Origin of the sequence: Pseudomonas mohnii (assembly GCF_900105115.1) — a bacterium.
In the GTDB taxonomy this organism is placed as follows: Bacteria; Pseudomonadota; Gammaproteobacteria; order Pseudomonadales; family Pseudomonadaceae; genus Aquipseudomonas; species Aquipseudomonas mohnii.
Genome location: NZ_FNRV01000001.1, coordinates 4,419,908 through 4,439,273, shown reverse-complemented (window position 1 = coordinate 4,439,273; position 19,366 = coordinate 4,419,908). Strand labels below are relative to the sequence as shown.

General features: G+C 59.5%; 19 protein-coding genes. 10 read left to right on the top strand and 9 right to left on the bottom strand.

What is annotated here, in order from left to right; translation table 11 throughout:
• The 8 genes from lptC to BLV61_RS20560 all read left to right on the top strand — a co-directional run bounded on the left by lptC (nucleotide 1) and on the right by BLV61_RS20560 (nucleotide 5,522).
• A complete protein-coding gene (lptC, locus tag BLV61_RS20595; protein ID WP_047537727.1) occupies nucleotides 1-573 on the top strand; it encodes an LPS export ABC transporter periplasmic protein LptC in 573 nt (190 codons plus the stop codon).
• Nucleotides 560-1,108 carry a lipopolysaccharide transport periplasmic protein LptA gene (gene lptA / locus BLV61_RS20590; RefSeq protein ID WP_047537724.1) on the top strand — a complete coding sequence of 183 codons (549 nt, stop codon included), beginning with the start codon at nucleotides 560-562 and terminating at the stop codon, nucleotides 1,106-1,108. The genes lptC and lptA overlap by 14 nt, the downstream gene beginning before the upstream one ends.
• Nucleotides 1,108-1,833 carry an LPS export ABC transporter ATP-binding protein gene (gene lptB / locus BLV61_RS20585; RefSeq protein WP_047537722.1) on the top strand — a complete coding sequence of 242 codons (726 nt, stop codon included), beginning with the start codon at nucleotides 1,108-1,110 and terminating at the stop codon, nucleotides 1,831-1,833. The genes lptA and lptB overlap by 1 nt, the downstream gene beginning before the upstream one ends.
• A 184-nt stretch (nucleotides 1,834-2,017) precedes the next feature.
• On the top strand, nucleotides 2,018-3,511 hold the full coding sequence (locus BLV61_RS20580) for an RNA polymerase factor sigma-54 (RefSeq protein WP_090467166.1): 1,494 nt from the start codon (nucleotides 2,018-2,020) through the stop codon (nucleotides 3,509-3,511).
• 74 nt (nucleotides 3,512-3,585) lie between these two features.
• The gene (gene hpf / locus BLV61_RS20575; protein ID WP_047537716.1) at nucleotides 3,586-3,894 is read left to right on the top strand and encodes a ribosome hibernation-promoting factor, HPF/YfiA family; all 309 of its coding nucleotides are present in this window, start codon (nucleotides 3,586-3,588) and stop codon (nucleotides 3,892-3,894) included.
• A 12-nt stretch (nucleotides 3,895-3,906) separates the two neighbouring features.
• Nucleotides 3,907-4,371: a PTS IIA-like nitrogen regulatory protein PtsN gene (ptsN, locus tag BLV61_RS20570; RefSeq protein ID WP_047537713.1), complete on the top strand. Its 465-nt coding sequence runs from the start codon at nucleotides 3,907-3,909 to the stop codon at nucleotides 4,369-4,371.
• 2 nt (nucleotides 4,372-4,373) lie between these two features.
• Complete coding sequence (gene rapZ, locus BLV61_RS20565; RefSeq protein ID WP_047537710.1) at nucleotides 4,374-5,231, top strand: RNase adapter RapZ; 858 nt, start codon at nucleotides 4,374-4,376, stop codon at nucleotides 5,229-5,231.
• A 15-nt stretch (nucleotides 5,232-5,246) separates the two neighbouring features.
• Nucleotides 5,247-5,522, top strand: coding sequence for an HPr family phosphocarrier protein (locus BLV61_RS20560; RefSeq protein WP_047537707.1), 276 nt, complete (start codon nucleotides 5,247-5,249; stop codon nucleotides 5,520-5,522).
• Nucleotides 5,523-5,610: 88 nt separating this feature from the next.
• Here BLV61_RS20560 and pmbA read toward each other — a convergent pair whose 3' ends face one another.
• The gene (gene pmbA, locus BLV61_RS20555) at nucleotides 5,611-6,957 is read right to left on the bottom strand and encodes a metalloprotease PmbA (protein ID WP_047537704.1); all 1,347 of its coding nucleotides are present in this window, start codon (nucleotides 6,955-6,957) and stop codon (nucleotides 5,611-5,613) included.
• A 108-nt stretch (nucleotides 6,958-7,065) separates the two neighbouring features.
• Here pmbA and yjgA point away from each other — a divergent pair, with 108 nt between their 5' ends.
• Nucleotides 7,066-7,590 carry a ribosome biogenesis factor YjgA gene (gene yjgA / locus BLV61_RS20550; RefSeq protein WP_047537701.1) on the top strand — a complete coding sequence of 175 codons (525 nt, stop codon included), beginning with the start codon at nucleotides 7,066-7,068 and terminating at the stop codon, nucleotides 7,588-7,590.
• 48 nt (nucleotides 7,591-7,638) lie between these two features.
• Here the strand turns inward: yjgA and tldD are convergent, their stop codons facing one another.
• From tldD to mreB, 8 genes are all read right to left on the bottom strand, one after another.
• Nucleotides 7,639-9,081, bottom strand: coding sequence for a metalloprotease TldD (gene tldD, locus BLV61_RS20545; protein WP_047537698.1), 1,443 nt, complete (start codon nucleotides 9,079-9,081; stop codon nucleotides 7,639-7,641).
• 12 nt (nucleotides 9,082-9,093) lie between these two features.
• Nucleotides 9,094-9,948 (bottom strand): carbon-nitrogen hydrolase family protein, encoded by an 855-nt coding sequence (locus tag BLV61_RS20540; RefSeq protein WP_047537695.1) that lies wholly within the window; start codon nucleotides 9,946-9,948, stop codon nucleotides 9,094-9,096.
• A 70-nt stretch (nucleotides 9,949-10,018) separates the two neighbouring features.
• Nucleotides 10,019-13,822: a YhdP family protein gene (locus BLV61_RS20535; protein ID WP_090467163.1), complete on the bottom strand. Its 3,804-nt coding sequence runs from the start codon at nucleotides 13,820-13,822 to the stop codon at nucleotides 10,019-10,021.
• Between the two features lie 75 nt (nucleotides 13,823-13,897).
• Complete coding sequence (gene rng / locus BLV61_RS20530) at nucleotides 13,898-15,355, bottom strand: ribonuclease G (RefSeq protein WP_047537689.1); 1,458 nt, start codon at nucleotides 15,353-15,355, stop codon at nucleotides 13,898-13,900.
• 57 nt (nucleotides 15,356-15,412) lie between these two features.
• The gene (locus BLV61_RS20525) at nucleotides 15,413-16,009 is read right to left on the bottom strand and encodes a Maf family protein (RefSeq protein WP_090467160.1); all 597 of its coding nucleotides are present in this window, start codon (nucleotides 16,007-16,009) and stop codon (nucleotides 15,413-15,415) included.
• Between the two features lie 44 nt (nucleotides 16,010-16,053).
• Nucleotides 16,054-16,545, bottom strand: coding sequence for a rod shape-determining protein MreD (mreD, locus tag BLV61_RS20520; protein ID WP_047537684.1), 492 nt, complete (start codon nucleotides 16,543-16,545; stop codon nucleotides 16,054-16,056).
• Entirely contained in the window at nucleotides 16,545-17,681 is a 1,137-nt protein-coding gene (mreC, locus tag BLV61_RS20515; protein WP_090467158.1) for a rod shape-determining protein MreC, read from the bottom strand. Before mreC ends, mreD begins: the two co-directional genes overlap by 1 nt.
• 142 nt (nucleotides 17,682-17,823) lie before the next feature.
• On the bottom strand, nucleotides 17,824-18,861 hold the full coding sequence (gene mreB / locus BLV61_RS20510; RefSeq protein ID WP_002555108.1) for a rod shape-determining protein MreB: 1,038 nt from the start codon (nucleotides 18,859-18,861) through the stop codon (nucleotides 17,824-17,826).
• A 211-nt stretch (nucleotides 18,862-19,072) separates the two neighbouring features.
• Here mreB and gatC point away from each other — a divergent pair, with 211 nt between their 5' ends.
• Entirely contained in the window at nucleotides 19,073-19,360 is a 288-nt protein-coding gene (gene gatC, locus BLV61_RS20505; protein ID WP_047537661.1) for an Asp-tRNA(Asn)/Glu-tRNA(Gln) amidotransferase subunit GatC, read from the top strand.
• Nucleotides 19,361-19,366: the final 6 nt, after the last annotated feature.

The following is a 19,366-nucleotide window of genomic DNA, read 5'->3' as shown; positions in this document are numbered from 1 at the left end:
ATGCTGAACAAAAAAATTCGCAACATTCTGGTGTTCGGTTGCATTGCGGCGATTTTCGCCGCGGTCGGCTATTGGAACATCAGCCCGGAACGCTTCCTCGACAAACCGATCGCGCATGTCGACGAAAGCGAAATCGATTATTACGCTACCAACGCCCACAGCGTGCAGTTCCTGCCTGATGGCAGGCTTCAATACGAAATGACTTCCGACAAAGTCGAGCACCTCAAAGCAAGCGAAGTCACGCTGCTGACCAACCCTGACCTGAACATGTTCCGCGGCACCGAGTTCCCGTGGCACGTCCAGAGCGAAAAAGGTGAGGTCAACCCGGACGGCACGCAGGTTGAATTGATCGATTCGGTACGCATCACGCGCTTTGATGAAAAAAACCGCAGAACCCTGATCACCACCACTCGAATGACGGTGTTCCCGCAGCAGCAATATGCGCAGACCGAGCAACCCGTTAGAATCGACGGCGCTGGCGGCGTATCGACCGGTACCGGAATGAAAGCGTATTTGAAAGAAAGCAGGATACACCTGCTATCGAACGTAAGAGGACAGTATGAGGCTCGTTAAAACCCTCCCTATTTTGCTCAGTCTGGGCGCAGCACTGGGAAGCGTGAGCGCCTGGGCTCTGCCGAACGATCAAGAGCAGCCTATCCGCATTCAAGCCGACGACGCCCAACTGGACGACAAGAATGGCGTTGCCACCTACAAAGGTGACGTGATCATTACCCAGGGCTCGATGAAGGTCACCGGCAACACCGTGACCATCACCCGCACGCCGACCGGCGATATCGACGTAGTGACCTCTGTAGGCAACCTGGCCTACTTCGAACAACTGCAAACCCAGGGCGACACCAAGCCTGTCCAGGGCTGGGGAGTGACCATCCAGTACCACGCCGCGCAAAACCGCGTCGTACTGATCGATCGCGCCAAAGTCATCGACAAGGACAACAACACCACCCAGGGCGAAAAAATCGTCTACGACACCGTCAAGAAGCTTGCGAGCGCTGGCCGAGCGACAGGTAACAAGGTCACCGAAGCGCGTCCGCGCATCGACATGGTGATCCAGCCGAAGAAGAAAACCGACGAGCAAAAGGCCCAGTAATGGCAACTCTGAAAGCTCAGCATCTGGCCAAGAGCTACAAGAGCCGCCAGGTCGTCCGTGATGTCAGCCTGTCCATCGACAGCGGTCAGATCGTTGGCCTGCTAGGCCCTAACGGCGCCGGCAAGACCACCTGCTTCTACATGATCGTAGGCCTGGTACAGGCCGATCAAGGCCGCGTACTGATCGACGACCTGGACGTCAGCCACCAGCCAATGCACGGCCGCGCAAAGGCCGGTATCGGCTATCTGCCGCAAGAAGCGTCGATCTTCCGCAAACTCTCGGTCGCCGACAACATCATGGCGATCCTGGAGACCCGCAAGGAACTCGACAAGGCCGGTCGCCGCAAGGAGCTGGAAAGCCTGCTGCAGGAATTCCACATCAGCCACATCCGCGACAACCTCGGCATGAGCCTGTCCGGTGGCGAACGCCGCCGTGTGGAAATCGCCCGGGCATTGGCCACCAACCCGAAATTCATCCTCCTCGACGAGCCCTTCGCCGGCGTGGACCCGATTTCGGTGGGCGACATCAAACAGATCATCCATCACCTCAAGGCCAAGGGCATTGGCGTGCTGATCACCGACCACAACGTCCGTGACACCCTCGACATCTGTGAAACCGCCTACATCGTCAACGATGGCCAATTGATCGCCGAAGGCGACGCTGCAACCATCCTGGCCAACGATCTGGTCAAGGAAGTGTATTTGGGCCATGAGTTCCGCCTGTAAGCACCGAGGTGTCTGGCTAGTCGACCGAGCGCTTGTCTCGATAAAAAATCAACACTTTTTTATTGTTACAGCGCTCTAGGCAAACACTTCAGTTTCAGGCATATAATTTGCTTATGTTTGGCGCTCCGGCGCCCTGTAGTGGATGGCGCATGTGCGCCGGCGAATAAGGTGTTTAGCCCCTGCCATGAAACCATCGCTAGTCTTGAGAATGGGCCAGCAGCTGACGATGACACCGCAGCTGCAACAGGCCATCCGCCTGCTCCAATTGTCGACCCTGGACCTGCAACAGGAAATCCAGGAGGCCCTGGAGTCCAATCCGATGCTCGAACGCCAGGAAGAAGGCGACGACTTCGATAACAGCGACCCCTTGGCCGACAACGCCGAACAGAAACCCAACCCCGACATTCAGGAACCCTCCTACCAGGAAAGCGCACCGACGGTTGATAACCTCGAGGAAGGCGACTGGAACGAGCGTATCCCCAACGAACTGCCCGTCGATACCGCCTGGGAAGACGTTTACCAGACCAGCGCCAGCAGTCTGCCGAGCAACGATGACGACGAGTGGGATTTCACCACCCGCACATCGGCCGGTGAAAGCCTGCAAAGCCATTTGCTGTGGCAATTGAACCTGGCGCCCATGTCCGACACCGATCGCCTGATCGCCGTGACCCTGATCGACTGCATCAACAATCAGGGCTACCTGGACGAGACGCTCGAGGAGATACTCGAAGCCTTCGACCCGGAGCTGGACATCGAGCTGGACGAAATCGAAGCCGTCCTGCACCGCATCCAACAATTCGAACCCGCCGGAATCGGCGCCCGCAACCTGGGCGAATGCCTGCTGCTGCAATTACGCCAGATGCCGGCCAAAACCCCTTGGCTCGCCGAAGCAAAGCGCCTGGTCACCGACTACATCGACTTGCTCGGCAGTCGCGATTACAGCCAGCTGATGCGCCGCATGAAGCTCAAGGAAGATGAGCTGCGCCAGGTGATCGAACTGGTTCAAAGCCTCAATCCGCGCCCGGGCTCGCAAATCGAATCCACTGAAGCCGAATACGTGGTTCCCGACGTGATCGTGCGCAAGGACAACGAACGCTGGCTGGTGGAACTCAACCAGGAATCGGTACCGCGTCTTCGGGTCAACGCCCAGTACGCCGGTTTCGTGCGTCGCGCCGACACCAGCGCCGACAACACGTTCATGCGCAATCAGTTGCAGGAAGCCCGCTGGTTCATCAAGAGCCTGCAAAGCCGCAATGAAACCCTGATGAAAGTTGCCACCCAGATCGTCGAGCATCAGCGCGGCTTCCTGGAGCACGGCGACGAAGCCATGAAACCGTTGGTCCTGCATGACATCGCCGAGGCGGTTGGCATGCACGAGTCGACAATTTCACGGGTGACCACACAGAAATTCATGCATACCCCTCGGGGCATATATGAACTGAAGTACTTTTTCTCCAGCCATGTCAGCACCTCCGAAGGCGGCGAATGCTCGTCCACGGCGATCCGCGCGATCATCAAAAAACTGGTTGCCGCGGAAAATCAGAAAAAGCCGTTGAGTGACAGCAAGATCGCTGGTTTACTGGAGGCACAAGGCATTCAGGTGGCTCGCCGCACCGTCGCCAAGTACCGCGAATCCCTGGGGATCGCGCCTTCGAGCGAACGCAAGCGGTTGATGTAGAGCCACGCCACAGCGTTCCAGTGGTAGATCATTTGATCTACCGCTTTATGCACTGGCAACGAAGGAGAAGCTGTATGCAAGTCAACATCAGTGGACACCAACTGGAAGTGACCGAACCTCTTCGCACCTACATCGGCGAAAAACTCCAACGGTTAGAGAGGCACTTCGACAAGATTACCAACGTACAGGTCACGATGACCGTCGAAAAGTTGAAGCAGAAAATCGAAGCCACGCTGCATATTCCCGGCAATGAAGTGGTCGCGAACGCGGAACATACCGATATGTACGCGGCGATCGACGCACTGACCGACAAGCTGGATAAACAACTCAAAAAGCATAAGGAAAAGACCCAGAGCCTCCTCCAGGGCGCTACCGGTCGTTAACACCCCCAACCCATGATCCGACTTGAAAGCATCCTGACCCCCGGCCGTTCCCTTGTGAACGTGCCGGGCGGCAGTAAAAAGAAAGCCCTCGAACAAATTGCCAACCTGATCGCCCGGGAAGTGCCGGATCTGGAGATGCAAGATGTCTTCGAGGCGTTGATTGCCCGTGAAAAACTCGGCTCGACGGGTTTTGGCAACGGCATCGCCATTCCCCACTGTCGCCTGAAGGGCTGCTCCTCACCCATCAGTGCCCTGATGCACCTCGATGCCCCCATAGATTTCGACGCCATCGACGGCGCACCGGTTGACCTGTTGTTCGTTCTACTGGTCCCGCAAGCCGCTACCGATGCGCACCTGGAACTTTTGCGCCAAATTGCCAGCATGCTCGACCGCAAGGAAGTGCGCGAAAAACTGCGCAGCGCCCCGAGCAATGAAGCCTTGTATCAGGTTGTCCTGGACGAGCAAAACGGTCAGTAACCATGCGCTTGATCATCGTCAGTGGCCGCTCCGGCTCAGGTAAAAGCACCGCCCTTGATGTACTCGAGGACAGTGGCTACTACTGCATCGACAACCTTCCCGCCGGGTTGCTGCCGGAACTCGCCGAACGCGCATTGATCCACACCGAACTGGCACAGCCGCTGGTGGCCGTGTCCATTGATGCACGCAACCTGCCCAGTCACTTGTCGCGATTCCCCGAATTGCTCGAAGAAGTCCGCAGCCGGCATATCCAGTGCGACGTTCTGTACCTGGATGCCGACGAAGAAACCTTGCTCAAGCGTTTTTCGGAAACCCGTCGTCGTCACCCGCTGAGCAGTGCCAATCGTTCGCTGGCTGAAGCGATCAACGATGAAACCAGCCTGCTCGGCCCCATAGCCGACCTTGCCGATCTCAAAGTCAACACCACCAACCTCAACCTGTACCAGCTGCGGGATACGATCAAGCTGCGCCTGCTGAACCAGCCGGAACCCGGTACAGCGTTCCTGGTGGAGTCCTTTGGTTTCAAGCGTGGCATGCCCGTGGATGCCGACCTGGTATTCGACGTGCGCTGCCTGCCCAATCCCTACTGGAAACCCGAGCTTCGGGCGCAGTCCGGGCTTGATCAACCGGTTGCCGAGTACCTGGCAGCCCAGCCGGACGTGGAAGAGATGTTCCAGGACATCTCCACCTATCTGCTCAAATGGCTGCCCCGCTTTGCCGCCAGCAACCGCGCCTATGTCACCATTGCCATTGGCTGCACGGGCGGACATCACCGCTCCGTCTACCTAACCGAACGCTTGGGCAAGACGCTGCAACAATCCCTGAAGAACGTCCAGGTTCGCCACCGCGACCTCAGCTAAAGGATTCACACCGCGATGCCTGCTCTGGAAATCGAAATCATCAACAAGCTGGGCCTGCACGCCCGTGCTTCTGCAAAATTCGTCGGAGTCGCCGGTGAATTCAAGGACTGCACGATCAGAGTCGGACGCACTCCAGAATCTACGGTCGACGGCAAAAGCATCATGGCAATGATGATGCTCGCGGCTGGCAAGGGCACCAAAATCTACATCAACACCGAAGGCGAAGACGCGCAAAAGGCGCTGGATGCGTTGAAAGACCTGATCAACCGCTATTTCGACGAAGGCGAGTAAACGCGTATCGAGGCCAAACCCGCTCGATAGCCCACAAAAAAAGGCGCACCCCCCATCAGGTGGTGCGCCTTTTTTGTAACAGGGGAGTTTAGCTGCCTGCCACCGTCATCCGCTCGATCAGTACCGATCCCGTACGGATATTGCTGCGCAGTTCCAAGTCATTACCCACGGCAACGATCTGCTTGAACATGTCACGCATGTTGCCGGCAATGGTCACTTCCTGGACCGCGAACTGGATTTCACCGTTCTCGACCCAATAACCCGCCGCGCCACGGGAGTAGTCGCCCGTGACCATGTTCAGGCCCTGCCCCATCAATTCGGTCACCAGCAGGCCACGCCCCATGCGACGCAGCAAGGCCGCCTGATCTTCATCACCATGGGTGACGAACAGGTTATGCACGCCTCCGGCATTCGCGGTGCTCGGCATGCCGAGCTTGCGACCGGAGTAAGTACCGAGGATGTAGGACACCAGCTCGCCCTTTTCAACGAACGGCTTCGCGTAAGTCGCCAGACCATCGCCATCGAAGGCCGCGCTGCCCAAGGCACGCATCAAGTGCGGACGCTCATCGATGGTCAGCCATTCAGGAAACAGCTTCTGACCCAGGGTGCCTTCAAGGAACGATGACTTGCGGTACAGGCTGCCGCCGGAAATCGCCGACAGGAAGCTGCCGAACAAACCACCGGCCAACTCGGCGGAAAACAGCACTGGCACTTCGCAGGTTGGCACCGGACGCGCGCCGAGACGGCTTGCCGCCCGTTGTGCGGCACGCTGGCCAATGCTCACCGGATCAGCCAGCAAATTGCCCTGGCGATTCACGTCATACCAATAATCGCGCTGCATCTGACCATCGGCCTCGGCGATCATCACGCAGCTCAGGCTGTGCCGGGTCGATGCATAACCGCCGATAAAACCGTGGCTGTTGCCATAGACACGGCAGCCTTGATGGGTACTCAGCGTAGTGCCATCGGCATTCTTGATCCGGCTGTCGGCAGCAAATGCGGCCGCTTCACAGGTCAGCGCCTGCTCGATTGCCTGCTCCGGCGTGATATCCCATGGGTGGAACAGGTCGAAATCCTGAACGTCACGCGCCATCAGAGCAGCATCCGCCAGGCCCGACGCTTCGTCTTCCGAGGTGTGTTTGGCAATGGCCAAGGCGGCGGCTACGGTCTCACGAATCGCCTCTGGACCGCTGGCCGAGGTGCTGGCCGAACCCTTGCGCTGACCAACGTACAAGGTGATACCGAATCCCTGATCACGATTGAATTCGACGGTTTCGACTTCGCGCTGGCGCACCGTGGTCGACAGGCCCTGCTCCAGGGACACCGCCACTTCACAGGCACTGGCCCCCTGGCGCCTGGCTTCAGCGATGATCTGCTCGACTTGTTCTTGCAGTGCCGGCAACGCTTGTGGGCCGACGCTTTCAACTGCACTCATGCTGTTCTCCACTCAAATTCTGCTTTCGGAATAGGTCATCGAGCGACCGGGCCGGACAAGCGGCCCCCGACTGGTTATCATGGCGGCGTTTCTTTGCGGACGGCCACCATGGTTGATTCTTACGACGACTCCCTCGATACGGGAGAAAAAAGCAAATCCCAGGTCAAACGCGAGCTGCATGCTCTGGTTGACCTTGGCGAACGCCTTACGACACTCAAGCCTGACTTGCTGGCAAAACTGCCCTTGACCGACGCTTTGCGCCGGGCCTTGGCCGATGCGCCCAAGCACACGGCGAACATCGCGCGTAAACGGCACCTCCAGTTCATCGGCAAACTGATGCGCGATCAGGACACTGACGCCATTCTGGTCTTGCTCGATCAACTCGATGCCTCCACTCGCCAATACAACGAACGCTTCCATAACCTGGAGCGCTGGCGTGATCGCCTGATCGCCGGCGACGATGCAGTCCTGGAAAAGTTCGTCATCGACTACCCGGAGGCTGATCGCCAGCAATTGCGCTCCCTGATCCGTCAGGCCCAGCACGAGCTGGCGACCAACAAGCCACCGGCATCGAGCCGTAAAATCTTCAAGTACATCCGTGAGCTGGACGAGACTCAACGCGGTCTGCGCTGAGACTCTGATCGGGTGAGTCGCCTGGCGGCTCACCCGCAGCTCCACGCCTTACGCGCCCGTGCCACCCACGGTGATCGCATCAATCTTCAGCGTTGGCTGGCCGACACCCACCGGCACCGACTGCCCATCCTTGCCACACGTCCCCACACCACTATCGAGCGACAGATCGTTGCCGACCATCGACACCTTGCTCATGGCTTCAGGCCCGTTGCCGATCAGGGTCGCGCCCTTGACCGGAGCGGTGATCTTGCCGTCTTCGATCAGATACGCCTCGCTGGTGGAGAACACGAACTTGCCACTGGTGATGTCCACCTGGCCGCCGCCGAGGTTGGCGCAATAGATACCGCGCTTCACCGAAGCGATGATTTCGGCCGGATCGCTTTCACCGGCGAGCATGTAGGTGTTGGTCATGCGCGGCATTGGCAGGTGCGCGTAGGATTCGCGACGGCCGTTACCCGTACGGGCCACGCCCATCAGGCGCGCGTTGAGTTTGTCCTGCATGTAGCCTTTGAGTACGCCGTTTTCGATCAGCGTCGTGCACTCGGTCGGCGTACCTTCGTCGTCAACGCTCAAGGAGCCACGACGCCCCGCCAGGGTGCCGTCATCGACGATGGTGCAAAGCTTGGACGCAACCATCTCGCCCATGCGTCCGCTGTAGGCTGAACTGCCCTTACGGTTGAAATCGCCCTCCAGACCATGGCCGACCGCTTCGTGCAGCAACACACCCGACCAACCGGAGCCAAGCACCACCGGCAACGTACCGGCCGGCGCCGGAATGGCCTCCAGGTTGACCAGCGCCTGTCTCAGCGCTTCGCGGGCATAGCCCATGGCGCGATCTTCGGCGAGAAAATAACGGTAATCGGTGCGACCGCCACCGCCATGACCGCCGCGCTCACGACGGCCGTTCTGCTCGACGATCACGCTGACATTGAAACGCACCAGAGGTCGCACATCCGCCGCCAGCCCGCCGTCGGTGGAGGCCACCAGAATCCGTTCCCAGACACCCGCCATGCTGACGGTGACTTGCTGGATGCGCGGATCGAGCGCGCGAGTCGCGGCATCGATGCGTTTGAGCAGATCGACTTTCTCGGCACGGGTCAGCACTTCCAGAGGATTGTCTGCCCCATATAACTGCGCGACATCCTGAGTGGTGAACGCCTGCACGGTGCCGCTTTGCCCGGCCCGAGAGATCGAGCGGGCGGCACGGGCTGCCGCGCCCAGGGCTTCCAGAGTGATGGCGTTGCTGTAGGCAAAACCGGTTTTTTCACCCGATTGCGCCCGCACGCCCACGCCCTGGTCAAGGTTGAAGCTGCCTTCCTTGACGATGCCGTCTTCCAGCGCCCAGGACTCGGAGATCTGCCCCTGAAAATACAGGTCGGCGGCATCGATTCCCGGGCCAGCCAGATCGCCGAGCACACCCTGCAGGCTCTCGATCGTTACGCCGCCAGGCGCCAGGAGGTGATCACTGACTGAGGACAACAACTCGCTCATATGCTTTATGCCTTAAATTCGTCGTTCTGATGCAGGCCGCTGGGCGCCCTGCGAGAAAAAGCGCCGGTGACTGGACACCGGCATCCGCGCCCGGATGGACGCCTGTTCGCTGCTGTCTATCTCGGCCAGCAGCACGGCCTCGCCTTGGTCCTGTTGCGCCAGCACGCGCCCCCATGGGTCGATGATGGCGGCATGTCCCCAGGTTTCTCGCGGCCCCGGATGCGTCCCACCCTGGGCGGCCGCGAGCACATAACACTGGGTTTCAATGGCCCGCGCGCGAATCAACACGTCCCAATGCGCCGCACCGGTCACGGCAGTAAAGGCCGATGGCGCGGTAATCAGCTCCGCGCCGGCAGCACGCAATTCGCTGTACAGCTCCGGGAATCGCAGGTCATAACAGACCGTCAGGCCGACTCGCCCTACCGGTGTGTCCGCGACCACGACACCACTGCCATAAGCATAGTCATCGGATTCGCGATAACGACCGCGATTGTCTGCCACGTCCACGTCGAACAAATGCAGCTTGTCGTAACGCGCCACCGTCTCACCCCGGTCATCGACCAGCAACGAGCAGGCGTGCACCTTGGCTGCCGGCTGGTCCACCGGCGGCAGCGGCAAGGTGCCGGCCACAATCCATAACTTGAGGTCGCGAGCGGTCTGTTTCAACCAGGGCAGGATCGGACCTTCGCCCAGTGCCTCGGCGCGGCCAATGTCGGCAATGTCGCGCCGGCCCATGGCCGCGAAGTTTTCCGGCAGCACCGCAAGCGCCGCACCACCGGCTGCTGCCTGCTCGAGCAATTGACGGGCCTGGGCCAGGTTGGCCAGCACATCGCTCTGGCTGACCATTTGAATCACCGCTACAGACATGGCGCGCTCCTGAATGGATAGACGTCCATGCTACTCCATAGGCCTGGAGTGTGCGTTCTGAAAAAGAGCGTCAAAAAGGCTTGTCGTAGGTGATTTTCGGTTCTTTCCATGGCCCCTTGACGGTGTACTTCACACTGGCAAAACGGGCCACGCGGTCACCGATCAGCTTGTCGATCAGGAACAGAGCACCGCCGACGGCAGGCGCGCCCACGATCAGGGCGGCAATTGGCAGGTTGTTGGTCACCGGCAACGTCACCATCAGCTTGGCGTCGATCTGATCGCCCACCAGGTTCAGGGTGCCGTTGAGCTCAACATTACTCGACGGGCCGGTCATCTGGATGGGCTCACGGGTCACATAGACGCCATTGGTCGCCACCAGCAGCCCCTTGACCCGGTCATAGCTCAAACCTTTGCCGAACAGGTCGGAGAAGTCCAGGCGCAATCGCCGGCCGATGGAGTTGAAGTTGAGCAGGCCGAATACTCGCAACGCCTGGGCACCGCCTTCGACTTCCACAAACTGCCCCTCCCTCATTGAAGCGTCGAGGGTCCCGGAGAAACGCTTGCTGGCCAGCCAGGCCGGTGAACCGGGCCAGCGACCATCGACATCCATATGGAACTCCTGGCTGGTCACGCTCGGTGCGAAGCCCCATCCCTTGAGCACATCCGCCAGATTCTTGCCGCTGATCCGCCCCTTGTACCAACTTGTGCTGGAACCTGGCGCACCTTCCCAGCCACCGCTGCCTTGCAACAGGATGCCTTTGAGGCCCATATCCAGTGAGTTGAGGGCGATCCCCTTGGCCGTAGGACGAACCTTGAGCGACCACGCACCGACCAGATCATTGCCCTGGAAAAGCTGGTTGATCGTGATATCCAGCGCCGGGATTTTCGTCGGATCCACGGTGGCCAGCGGGTCCGGCGAGTTTTCGTCGGCAAGAACCTTCGGATCAGGCGCCGGCAATCGCACGTATTGCAGATTGATGACCATTGGCGAGGCTTTCGCATCGGGAATACTGGCGGCGCCCTTGACTTGCTGACTGTCGAGCTGCAAAGCCCAGGCGGCCGGTTTTCGCGTCAACTGCACCGATGCCTGATCCAGGGTTGTACCCAGTGCGCTGAGCTTGCCGACCTTGAAATCGGCACTGCTGAGCAACTGTTTTGCACTACCGCCCGGGTCTTGCCCGGCGTACTTGTTCACCAGGTCCTGCCAGGGGCCGACATCCAGCTGCGATAGCACGCCGCGCACCCGCAGGCCTTTGGCAGCGGGCAGCATGGCATTGCCATTACCCAGGAACAATTCACCGCGACCCTCGGCAAAATTTCCGGGAGGCGCGGCGAAGGTGAAGTTCGCCAATTCGCCGTAATTCACCCAATAGCGTCGTTCCGCTCCCTGCAACGTCATGCGGAACGTCGTATCGCGCCCGGTTTCGGCGGGCATGCCGAAGGGTGCCGGCAAATCGATGGCGACACCTTTTAGATTGGAGTTGACCATCAACTGGCTATCACCGCCATTGAGGGTCAGTTGCAATTGATACAGGATCACGCCGCTCGCCGGCAGCGACTGGGAGACGCTGAGCCAGTTCGCGAGTTTCTTGACTTCGACCTGCCCCGAGGCTGTGACACGGGTATTGAGCTTGCCTTCACGACCATCGGCAAATATCTGTGCGCTTACCGGTTTGTCGAACGCTCGTGCCGTGATGTTCTGGCCGCTCAACCCTTTGCTGCTATCGAAACGAAAATCACCTTTGAGCTGAGTCAACTCAAGGGGGGGCTCGGGCAATTTCAGTCGAGCCTTTGCCGTTTTGAAGTCGACCACGATCTTCGGCTGCTCGCCTTTGACCAGCGGGATATCCAGCTTGAGCTTGCCTTGCAGGTCGCCCTCACCTTCCCAACCGGCGAAAGTTTCGGCAGTGCCGATCGGCGCTTCCTTGAGAATTTTCAGGCCGTCACCCAAGCCGCCGGCAAAACCGCCGTCAAGCAACAGATGAGTGCTCTGTCCTTCCGGAACGTGAGGAATGCTGACGTAAATATCGCTGACCTGGGTGTCGAGCAACTGCCCCTTGCTGGCCAGAATCCGCACGCCGCTGTCCTCGACGAACACGTCCCCCGTGACCTTGCTGACATGCGGCCAGCCGGGCTGGAACGCCAACTCGGCATCGTGCACTTTGAAAAACAGGCTGATGCTGCGGGCGGCATCTTCGGCACCGTGGTTCAGCGAGCCCTGGTACTGGAAGAAACCTTGATCGACTGCACCTTTGAGAATCGCCGTACGCAGCCATTCGTCGAGTGCCGGGCTCAGGACCGCCGGCAAGTACTTGGCGGTATAGCGACCGTCCCCGTCCACCAGGCCGACCCGCAGGTCCATGTAGTCTTCCTGGTTGTGGTCGAAATGCAGTCGGATCAGGAAGTCACCGGCAATCTTGCCTTCCTCGCCCAATACCTTCAGGTACGGCGCGATCAGGGTGAAGCCTTCTTTATCGAGTTTCCAGGTCAACCGGGCATTGGCCTGGATGTATTGCCACGGTTTGGCGAAAATCGGGTCCAGGTGCAGCATGAAATCCTTGCTGTCCATGCGCAGCTCGCCGTGGCCAAGGTCTCCGCTGATACTGCCGCTGACATTCCGTGCCGCCGGAGCGCCGTGGTAGGCGTCGAAGCCGACCCGATCAAGATTGGCGGCAAAGCTGAACTTGCTGTCGTCGGTGGCATTGGGCCGCACGTCGATCAGAACGTTGCGCAGGCCGCCGATGACCTTGAGCCGCTCGACCGTCGTGGCAAAACCTTCAGGTAATGGCGCCAGGGCATTGAGCAACGGCGTGAGCGGAGTGAGCTCGAGGCGGTCGGCCTGCAGGTGCCAAGCCTCTTCTGCCTTATCGGTGGCCGCCAGCTGCTTGAGCTGCAAGCGTGATTCCCAGCGAGTCTCGTCGAGGTTCATGGCCAGAGAGTCCAGGGTGACTAACATGCCTTCGGTGCTGCGTTGAAAATAGCCGTTGAGCGCCAGATTATTGATCTGGACCGGCTTGCGCTCGGCATAGGCCCCTTTGATTTGAGGCGCGTTCAACCGGACGGCGGCACTTTGCAAGACGCCTTGGCCCCAGGTCGCCCACAGCTCGCCACCGCCTTTGATCTCCGAGAAATTCCATTGCTGGGAAACACTTTCGGGCAGCCATTTAGACCAGTCGCTTTGCGGCAGACTCAAGTAAACGTCCGCTTCACCCTCCTTCCATCGGCTGGCCTGAATGCGGGTACGCAGGCTCATTGCCATCGGCTGACCATCGGGCAGGGTCAAGCGGACATCGAGCCGCTGGCGGTAAGCACCGGTTTTCAGATTCAAACCGACGTAAGTCAGGCTAAGGGGAGATTCCCCCCACGGCTGCAACGTGATCTGACTGTCGAGTACCGACAACTGCTGGACCATTTGCAGGCTATTGAGTAACTGCTCCGGGTCGAGGGGCTGATCGTTCCTGACCGGCAGACCTTCCAGCGCCCACTCACCGTCATTGCCTTGCTTGAGGCTGATCTTCAGGCCATTGAGTTCCAGGTGGGCAATACGTATTTCACGCGCCAGCAGACTGGCCCAGAGGTCCGGCACCGCCCGCACCTTTTCCAGGTGCAGGGCGTTGGCACCCTCGCCGACCGTCACATCGTGAGCCGAAAGAATAGGCGCGAAGCCGCTCCAATTGCCTTTCAGCTCGCCAATCTGCAGCGGCATGCCCAAAGCGTCGCGGCCCCGGGTCTCGACTTCGCCGCGATACTCCGCCACCAGTGGCGTCAGCTCACGGCCAAGGCTGACGTACAACGCCATCAGTACCAAAGCCAACGCGCACAGGCCCAGACCCCAGCGGGTCAGTGCGGCCAAAATGCGTGTCAGACGGTCCATGTCAGTTGGCTCCCATGGCAAATGTTTTGCAAAAAGCTGAGGCCAGCCGTTCAGGAAAAGTCAAAACGTAGCGATTCAGAGCAACACCACGTCGTATTGTTCCTGGGAATACATGGTTTCCACCTGGAAACGAATCGTGCGGCCGATAAACCCTTCAAGCTCGGCGACATTGCCCGATTCCTCATCGAGCAGACGATCGACAACTTTCTGGTTCGCCAATACACGATAGCCTTCCGCCTGATAGGCGCGAGCTTCGCGGAGGATTTCGCGGAAGATTTCGTAGCAGACGGTTTCCGGGGTCTTCAATTTGCCGCGGCCCTGGCAACTGCTGCACGGCTCGCACAGAACCTGCTCGAGGCTTTCGCGAGTGCGTTTACGGGTCATCTGCACCAGGCCCAACTCGGTGATACCGATGATGTTGGTCTTGGCGTGGTCGCGCTCCAATTGCTTCTCGAGCGTGCGCAGCACCTGACGCTGGTGTTCTTCATCTTCCATGTCGATGAAATCGATGATGATGATCCCGCCCAGGTTACGCAGGCGCAGCTGTCGAGCAATCGCAGTCGCGGCTTCCAGGTTGGTCTTGAAGATGGTTTCTTCCAGGTTGCGATGACCGACGAACGCCCCGGTGTTGACGTCGATGGTGCTCATGGCTTCCGCCGGGTCGACCACCAGATAGCCGCCCGACTTCAGCGGGACTTTACGCTCCAGGGCTTTCTGGATTTCGTCTTCGACGCCGTACAGGTCGAAAATCGGTCGTTCGCCGGGGTAATGTTCCAGACGATCGGCGATCTCCGGCATCAGTTCGGCGACGAACTGCGTGGTTTTCTGGAAGGTTTCCCGGGAGTCGATGCGAATTTTTTCGATCTTCGGGCTCACCAGGTCGCGCAAGGTGCGCAGCGCCAAACCAAGGTCTTCGTAGATCACACTCGGTGCGCTGATGGTTTTGATCTGCGCATTGATCTGATCCCAGAGCCGGCGCAGGTAGCGGATGTCCATGAGGATTTCATCGGCACCCGCGCCTTCCGCCGCGGTACGCAGGATAAAACCGCCGGCCTCCTTGATGCCTTCTTTGGCGACGCAATCGGAGACCACCTGCTTGAGACGCTCACGCTCGGCTTCATCTTCGATTTTCAGCGAAATACCGACATGAGCCGTACGCGGCATGTAGACCAGATAACGCGAAGGGATCGACAGCTGGGTGGTCAATCGTGCACCTTTGGAGCCGATCGGGTCCTTGGTGACTTGCACCACCAGGCTCTGGCCTTCATGAACCAGGGCACTGATGCTCTCGACCGCCGGGCCTTCGCGCAGGGAAATTTCCGAAGCATGAATGAACGCGGCGCGATCCAGGCCGATATCGACGAAAGCGGCCTGCATGCCAGGCAACACCCGTACGACCTTGCCTTTATAGATGTTGCCAACGATGCCGCGCTTTTGCGTACGTTCGACATGGACCTCTTGCAGGACACCGTTTTCAACCACCGCCACGCGCGATTCCATCGGCGTGATGTTGATCAGGATCTCTTCACTCATGGCAGGGTCTCGTTCAGGCATGTTCACGGTAATGGCCACATCTGGTCAGTACAACGCTTAACGCGCATTATGGTTTTGCCAACAGGGTATGCCGAAATGGCCGAGCAGTTCTGCGGTTTCGCACAGCGGCAAGCCAACCACCGCCGAGTAACTTCCATTGAGCCCGGCGACAAACACCGCACCCAGTCCTTGTATTCCATAACCACCCGCCTTGTCCCTCGGCTCGCCGCTGGCCCAGTAGGTCGTTGCCTCATCGCTGCTTATCGGGCGAAAACGCACCACGCTACGCACCACCCGCGACTCACAACGCTCACCTTCAAGTACAGCGATCGCCGTCAGGACTTCATGCTCACACCCGGACAACATCTTCAGCATGGCGCAAGCGTCAGCTTCATCAACCGGCTTGCCGAGAATTTTCCCGTCGAGCACCACGGCGGTATCGGCTCCCAGCACGCAAAACGGAGCGCCGGCCCCCACGACATCGCGCCCGGCCGCAGCCTTGCCGCGCGCCAGACGCTCGACATAGGCTGCCGGGGACTCCTGGGGCAATGGGGTTTCATCGATGTCCGCACTGATGGCGGAAAACGGAACGCCAATCTGCGTGAGCAGTTCACGCCGACGCGGCGAGCCAGAGGCGAGGTACAGCGGTTTCATCAAGACATCTCCCTTGTCATGGTGTGGGCAAATGCCTGACCGAATCAGTTGATTTTGTAACGTCGGCGCAATCCGCGCAAACCGAAGCTGATCCATGGCCAGAGCAAGGCACTGACCAGTGCCGGCAACACCAGCGCCAGCGTCGGCTGGCGATTGCCGGTCAGGGCGCTGAGCCACAACTGGACCAACTGCGCGAGGCCGAAGATCACCAGGATCACCAGGCTTTGTTGCCACATCGGGAACATCCGCAAGCGTTGTTGCAACGCCAGCACCAGGTAGGTGATCAACGTCAGGATCAAGGCATTTTGCCCCAGCAACGTGCCATACAGCACATCCTCGGTCAGGCCCAGGCACCACGCGGTGACCATCCCGACCTTCTGCGGCAGGGTCAATGCCCAGAACGCCAGCAACAAGGCCAGCCATAGAGGACGAAGGATTTCCATGAACTGCGGCAGCGGCGAAACGCTGAGCAGCATGCCAATGGCGAAGGTCAGCCAGACGATCCAGCCGTTTCGGGAGGCTTTGACACCAGCCATTATTCTCGTCCCCCAGTGGTAGCCGGCGCGGAGACAGGCGGTTTGGCAACAGGTTTGACTACGGCGGGTTGTGCCGCCGGCGGTTTGGCTGGCGCAGCTGTGGTCGTGGACGGCTTGGGATGTTTAACGCCTGGTTTGGCCGGGGTTGTGGCCGCCGGTACGGTAGCAGGCACTGCCGGGGCCACCGGGGCAGCCGGAGCCGGAGTCGGAACGATGGCCGGCTTGGGCACGGTCGCCGGAATGATCGGTCCACCACCCTGCGCATCCAGTGATTCCTGCGCCTGGGCAGCGTCGTTGGCACGTTCTTCAGGGGTACGGGTGTCGCTGAACACCAGCAGCAGGTATCGGCTGCGGTTCAGCGCAGCCGTCGGCACGGCGCGAACAATGGCGAATGGCTGACCGGAGTCGTGAATCACTTCCTTGACCGTCGCCACCGGGTAACCCGCCGGGAAGCGTTGGCCAAGGCCGGAGCTGACCAGCAGATCACCTTCCTTGATGTCAGCGGTATCGGCCACATGACGCAGTTCCAGGCGCTCCGGATTGCCGGTGCCACTGGCGATCGCCCGCAGACCGTTGCGGTTTACCTGCACCGGAATGCTGTGGGTGGAATCGGTCAGCAACAGGACGCGGGAGGTGTACGGCATCAACTCGACCACCTGCCCCATCAAACCCCGGGCATCGAGCACCGGCTGACCGAGGACCACGCCGTCGCGCTCACCTTTGTTGATGATGATGCGATGGGTAAAGGGATTGGGGTCCATGCCGATCAGCTCGGCCACTTCGACCTTCTCGTTCACCAGCGCCGAAGAGTTGAGCAACTCGCGCAGCCGAACGTTCTGCTCGGTCAGCGCGGCAAGCTTTTGCATGCGCCCCTGCAACAACAGGTTCTCGGTCTTGAGCTTTTCGTTTTCGGCGACGAGCTCGGTCCGGCTGCCGAACTGGCTGGCCACACCTTGCCATAGCCGCTGCGGCAGGTCGGTGATCCAGTAGGACTGCATCAGCACCAGCGACATTTGGCTACGCACTGGCTTGAGCAGTGTGAAGCGGGCATCGACCACCATCAGCGCGATCGAAAGCACGACCAGCACCAACACGCGCACGCCCAGTGAGGGACCTTTGGAGAAAAGCGGTTTAATAAGCCGCTCCTCCCAGGCAATTGTTCTCTTTACTCATACGGCATCAAACCGGCCTGGATGCAGACGACAGAAGATAAACGCGAACAGGCAGCACTGCAAAGTGCCGCCTGCGCGCTCAACAGCATAGAGGCAATCCGGCGACTTATTCGCTGGAGAGCAGGTCCATGGTGTGTTTATCCATCATTTCCAGGGCACGGCCACCGCCGCGAGCAACGCAGGTCAGCGGGTCTTCGGCGACGATCACCGGCAGACCGGTTTCCTGGGCCAGCAACTTGTCGAGGTCACGCAGCAAGGCGCCACCACCGGTCAGGACCAGGCCACGCTCGGCGATGTCGGAAGCCAGTTCCGGAGGCGATTGCTCCAGCGCGCTCTTCACGGCCTGAACGATGGTTGCCAGGGACTCTTGCAGAGCTTCCAGCACTTCGTTGGAGTTCAGGGTAAATGCACGCGGAACGCCTTCGGCCAGGTTACGGCCACGCACGTCGACTTCACGCACTTCGCCGCCCGGGTAGGCCGTACCGATTTCCTGCTTGATGCGCTCGGCCGTCGACTCGCCGATCAGGCTGCCGTAGTTGCGACGCACGTAAGTGATGATCGCTTCGTCGAAGCGGTCGCCGCCCACACGCACGGATTCTGCATACACCACACCGTTCAGGGAGATCAGGGCGATTTCAGTGGTACCACCACCGATATCCACGACCATCGAGCCGCGAGCTTCTTCAACCGGCAGGCCAGCACCGATCGCAGCGGCCATTGGCTCTTCGATCAGGAACACTTCACGGGCACCGGCACCGAGGGCCGATTCACGGATGGCACGACGCTCAACCTGGGTGGATTTGCACGGAACGCAGATCAAAACACGAGGGCTGGGCTGCAGGAAGCTGTTTTCGTGAACCTTGTTGATGAAGTACTGCAGCATCTTTTCGCAGACGCTGAAGTCGGCGATCACGCCGTCTTTCATCGGACGAATGGCAGCAATGTTGCCCGGCGTACGGCCCAACATGCGCTTCGCTTCGGTGCCGACAGCAACGACACTTTTCTGGTTACCGTGTGTCCGAATAGCCACAACGGAGGGCTCATTCAGGACGATACCGCGCTCGCGCACGTAAATAAGGGTGTTGGCAGTGCCCAGGTCAATGGAAAGATCGCTGGAAAACATGCCACGCAGTTTCTTGAACATGGGAAAGGGACCCTAGGCAACGCGTGGGTAAAAAAGTGCGGCAAACTCTAACAACGACAGGGATTTTGGGCAAGGCGCCAATATGTTAAATTGGCCGCTTTTCTGTGCACCAAGCCCCACAATCGCGGCCTTATGACCGTAGAAGTGCGGTAGTGTTCCGACAATCTAACACACGGACGCCGTCCGTTCTGTTTTCCACTGGAGAATCCCAATGGCGCTTGAACGCTCCGACGTGGAAAAAATCGCTCATCTGGCCTGTCTGGGCCTCAATGAAGCCGATCTTCCACATATCACTTCAGCCCTCAACAGCATTCTCGGGCTGGTCGACGAAATGCAGGCGGTCAATACCGACGGTATCGAACCGCTCGCCCACCCACTGGAAGCCAGCCAGCGCCTGCGTGCAGACGTCGTGACCGAGACCAATCATCGCGAGGCTTACCAGTCCATCGCACCAGCGGTCGAAAACGGCCTGTACCTGGTTCCGAAAGTCATCGACTAAAGGGAA